Annotated in this window: 7 protein-coding genes; all 7 read right to left on the bottom strand. The window is 29.0% G+C overall.

The annotated features are described in order from the left end of the window. On the bottom strand, positions 1–143 hold a 143-nt coding region (locus tag HMPREF9129_RS11195; protein ID WP_004823107.1), incomplete at its 3' end, for an ATP-binding cassette domain-containing protein. Next, positions 143–538, bottom strand: coding sequence for a D-ribose pyranase (rbsD, locus tag HMPREF9129_RS09670; protein WP_004823104.1), 396 nt, complete (start codon positions 536–538; stop codon positions 143–145). The genes HMPREF9129_RS11195 and rbsD, both read right to left, overlap by 1 nt. Positions 539–600: 62 nt before the next feature. Continuing rightward, the gene (locus HMPREF9129_RS09665; protein WP_004823102.1) at positions 601–1,983 is read right to left on the bottom strand and encodes an NAD(P)/FAD-dependent oxidoreductase; all 1,383 of its coding nucleotides are present in this window, start codon (positions 1,981–1,983) and stop codon (positions 601–603) included. A gap of 79 nt (positions 1,984–2,062) precedes the next feature. Continuing rightward, a complete protein-coding gene (pyrR, locus tag HMPREF9129_RS09660) occupies positions 2,063–2,572 on the bottom strand; it encodes a bifunctional pyr operon transcriptional regulator/uracil phosphoribosyltransferase PyrR (protein ID WP_004823099.1) in 510 nt (169 codons plus the stop codon). Continuing rightward, positions 2,569–3,459: an RluA family pseudouridine synthase gene (locus HMPREF9129_RS09655; RefSeq protein ID WP_004823097.1), complete on the bottom strand. Its 891-nt coding sequence runs from the start codon at positions 3,457–3,459 to the stop codon at positions 2,569–2,571. The genes pyrR and HMPREF9129_RS09655 overlap by 4 nt, the downstream gene beginning before the upstream one ends. Continuing rightward, positions 3,452–3,922 carry a signal peptidase II gene (gene lspA, locus HMPREF9129_RS09650; RefSeq protein WP_004823095.1) on the bottom strand — a complete coding sequence of 157 codons (471 nt, stop codon included), beginning with the start codon at positions 3,920–3,922 and terminating at the stop codon, positions 3,452–3,454. The genes HMPREF9129_RS09655 and lspA overlap by 8 nt, the downstream gene beginning before the upstream one ends. 7 nt (positions 3,923–3,929) lie before the next feature. Continuing rightward, positions 3,930–4,345, bottom strand: a 416-nt coding sequence (locus HMPREF9129_RS09645; protein WP_004823093.1) for a S4 domain-containing protein, incomplete at its 5' end; no start/stop codon positions are given.

Genomic DNA, 4,345 nt, shown 5'->3' with positions numbered 1-4,345 from the left:
ATTAAAGTAGATTTTCCAGCACCATTTTCTCCTAAAAGTGCCATTGCTTCATTTTCATAAATATTTAAATTAACTTTATCTAGCGCTTTAACGCCTGGAAAGCTTTTAGATATATTTTCTAGTTTTAATATTATCTTATTCATTAGAAAAACACTCCACTCTGCAATATTATGTTAGAATATGGTCGTATATCTCCTGTTCTAACTATGCATATAGCATCTTTTGTAAGTTCTTTAAATTTTTCATGACTTACATAGTCCATTTCTAAATCTCCAAGTTTTGAAAAGACATAATCATTTATTTCTGTATTATTTTCTTTTATTTCTTCAGCAAGTATGAATTTTTCTACACACATTTCGCTTAATATTGCATCAAGTACCTGTTCAAAGCTTGGGATTTTAGCAACTACAGCTAAATCTATTCGCTTAACATTTTCTGGAATTGGTAGACCACAGTCTCCGATTACAATAGTTTGTGTATGCCCTAACATAGCGATAGCATAAGATAGTTCACTATTTAGGATTTTATCTTTTTTCAAAATATTTCACCTCTTATTTGAAATCGATGTCATTTAAATTAAGCTATTCTTTTGAATAGCTATTAAATTATATTGTTTAAGTGTCTTGCTACATAAACACCACAAGCAGATGCTTGAGATAGAGAATGTGTAGCTCCGCCCCCATCCCCAACTACATACAATCCTTCTTTTATAGTTTGGAAATTTGAATCTACATTTATTTTTGAATTATAAAATTTAACTTCAACCCCATAAAGTAATGTATCATCATTTGCTGTACCTGGTGCAATTTTATCTAATGCATATATCATTTCTATTATAGAATCAAGTTGTCTTTTAGGAATAACTAAAGATAAATCTCCTGGAGTAGCTTTTAAAGTCGGTACAGTAAAACACTTTTCCATTCTTTCTTTATTCGATCTTCTTCCTTTAACTAAATCTCCAAATCTTTGCAATAATACACCACCACCTAGCATATTAGACAGTTTTGCAATTGATTCACCATATTCATTGGATTCTTTGAAAGGTTCTGTAAATTTATTTGCAACTAATAATGCAAAGTTAGTATTTTGGCTTTGTAGTTTAGGATCTGCATAAGCATGACCATTAACAGTTATGATACCACTTGTGTTTTCGGCTACAACCTGACCATATGGATTCATACAAAAAGTTCTAACTAACTCATTGTATGCCTTTGCTTGATACACAATCTTACTCTCATATACATCATCTGTTATATGTTTGAAAACTTCTGCTGGAAGTTCAACTCTAACTCCTATATCTACTTGGTTAGATTCGCAAGTTATACCAAATTTACCACAAATTTGAGAAACCCATTTAGAGCCAGATCTTCCAGATGCTAAAACTAAATTTTTACATTTAAAACTTTCATTTTTATTTGTTGTAACTATATACTTTTTCTCAGTTTCAATGTACTCAACATCTAAAGCAGTGGTATTGAATAGCATTTCTACTTTATCTTTAGAATAGTTATACATTTTCTCTAGAATTTTAACATTTCTATCTGTTCCAAAATGCCTAACTCTAGCATCTAATAAATGTAGATCATGTCTTAATGCCGTTGTTTTTAAGTCAGAAGATGCTGTTGAATATAGTTTAGAATCTGCTCCATCAAATTCGCAAAGTACACTGTCAACATATTCCATGAGTTCTATAGCTTTTTCCCTACCGACAAACTTGTGCATATCTCCACCAAAATTTGTGGTAATGTTATATTTTCCATCAGATAGAGTTCCTGCTCCGCCATATCCATTCATTATATTACATGGTTCACAGCCAATACAATTTTCAACTTTTCCAGTCTTTATAGGACAGTTTCTTCTTTGTATAGGGTTACCTTTATCTATCATGATAACTTTTAAATCAGTGTCTACCTTTGTAAACTCATATGCTGCAAACACTCCACTTGCACCTGAACCTACTATTACAACATCAACTTCTCTCATTCATACCTCCAAAAGTATTATTTTATATAATAAATTTATTATATGCAGACTAAAATTTCATATAATAAATATTTCCAAGTTAAGATTCAATATAAACTCTATCCTGACCATCAACCTCTGATATTTCAACAATTACCTTCTCTCTTCTAGCAGTAGGTAGATTTTTCCCTACGAAGTCAGGTCTTATAGGCAATTCTCTATGCCCTCTATCAACTAATACAACCAATTTTATAGCTTTAGGCCTTCCTATTGATAAAATTGCATCTAAAGCAGCTCTTACAGTTCTTCCTGTGTAAATTACATCGTCTATTAAAATAACTGTCTTTCCGCCAATTTCAATACTTAAATCCAATTCTCTAGAATTTTCTCTATCGTCTCTAAAATTAATTGGATTTATAGCATAAACGGGAACATTTATATCTTCAATTTCTTTAATTTTTAAAGATATCCTTTTGGCTATATCTTCTCCTCTGCTGACTATGCCCAACAATATTAAATTATAAGGTTCTTCACTTCTCTCTAATATTTCATTTGAAATTCTTGAAATAGCACGTTTTATTGCAATCTCGTCTAGAATAATATTTTTCATATACCAGCCCTCTTCATAAACTTTTCAAATCTTATTGGAATACTATCTTCAAATAACATACTTTTATTTGAAACAGGATGCATAAATTCTAATTTATAAGCATGTAACATTTGTTTTTCAATTTTATATTTATTTTTTCGACCATATAGAGGGTCGCCTAAAACAGGATGATTTATATAATTCATATGTACCCTAATTTGATGCGTTCTTCCTGTTGCTATCTTAACATTTAAAAATGTATGATTTTCAAAAATTTTAATTGGCTTATAGTAAGTTAATGCATCTTTTGAATTGTGTTCAGTAACAGAAAACTTAATTCTATTTTTTACATCTCTTCCTAGTGGTTCATCTATAATGCCATCTTCAAGTATTTTCCCCTCTACAATAGCCCAATACATTTTATTTATTTTTCTATTTTGAAACATAGTAATTAAATTAGAATAAGACAATTGACTTTTGGCTATTATCATAAGGCCACTGGTATCTTTATCTAATCTGTGTACAATTCCTGGCCTTAAAGAATCTCCTGTATCAGCTAAACAATCAAATTTATACAACAATCCGTTAACTAACGTATTGTCATAATTTCCAGCCCCTGGATGCACAACCAATCCTTGTGGTTTGCATATAATAGCTATATCTTTATCTTCGTATAAAACTTTAAAGTCAATATCTTGCGGAACTAATTCGATTTCATTATTGTACTCTACATCTATTACATCATTTATTCTTAATTTATAGCCTGCTTTTTCTCGTTTAGAATTAACCAATATACTTCCATCATCTATCAGTTTTTTTATTTGGCTTCTAGATAATTCAAGATTTTCATTTAAAAATAAATCTAATCTTTTATTTTCTGAATTTGAAATAAATTTATTCTTATACATTTCTCTTTTTCCCTGGGTTATCAAACAATATGACCATAATTAGAAGAATTATAGTTCCAACAACAATAAATGAATCAGCCAAATTAAATACTGCAAACTCGTATCCAAAAATGTTAGTGGAAATAAAATCTACGACGTATCCTAAACGAATTCTATCTATAAAATTACCTATACTACCACCTAATATAAGGCCTATTGATAAATTCAACATATTAGTGTTTTTCTTATAATCTTTAAACAAAACATTTAAAAGAACAATAAGCACAACTACAGTAACTATAGTAAATAGCCAACTTTTGTTTTGTAGCATCCCAAAAGCTGCACCTCTATTTTCCAGATAATAAAAGTTTAAATATTTATCTATTATTATCATAGGGGGTTTATCTTTTAAATTTAAAACAACCAAATATTTACTTAACTGATCAATTACTATAAGTAGCATTGAAAATAAAATAACTGCCATTTTTACCTCACTTAGGAAACTTAATACGTATTATAAAATTATTCTTTTTAGTAGTATTTTCTATTTTTTCAAAAACTATTCTTCCACGTCCACGAACCGATAAAATATCCCCTTCTTTTAATTGAATAGAAGTTTTTATCTCAGTTTTAAAGTTAACTTGAACTCTACCTGACTTTATTAACATTTCAACCTTAGATCTTGAAATTTTTAAAACTGAACTCAATATAGTATCTAATCTAAGAGAAGAAACTATAAACTTATTTTCTACATAAGTTGTTTCTTGATATTCAAATTCATCATCACTAAAAAATATGGTATGTTTGCCTATTTTTTTTAGATTAAATCTTAAAAAGTTGTATTGTTCAGCTTTAACAAATATAAAGATATTATTACTAGCAATAATAATATCTCCAACTTTACTTC

The organism is Peptoniphilus indolicus ATCC 29427, assembly GCF_000227315.1.
Classification (GTDB): domain Bacteria; phylum Bacillota; class Clostridia; order Tissierellales; family Peptoniphilaceae; genus Peptoniphilus; species Peptoniphilus indolicus.
The sequence above is the reverse complement of the archived record's forward strand: the minus strand, read 5'-3'. Positions and strand labels throughout refer to the sequence as shown.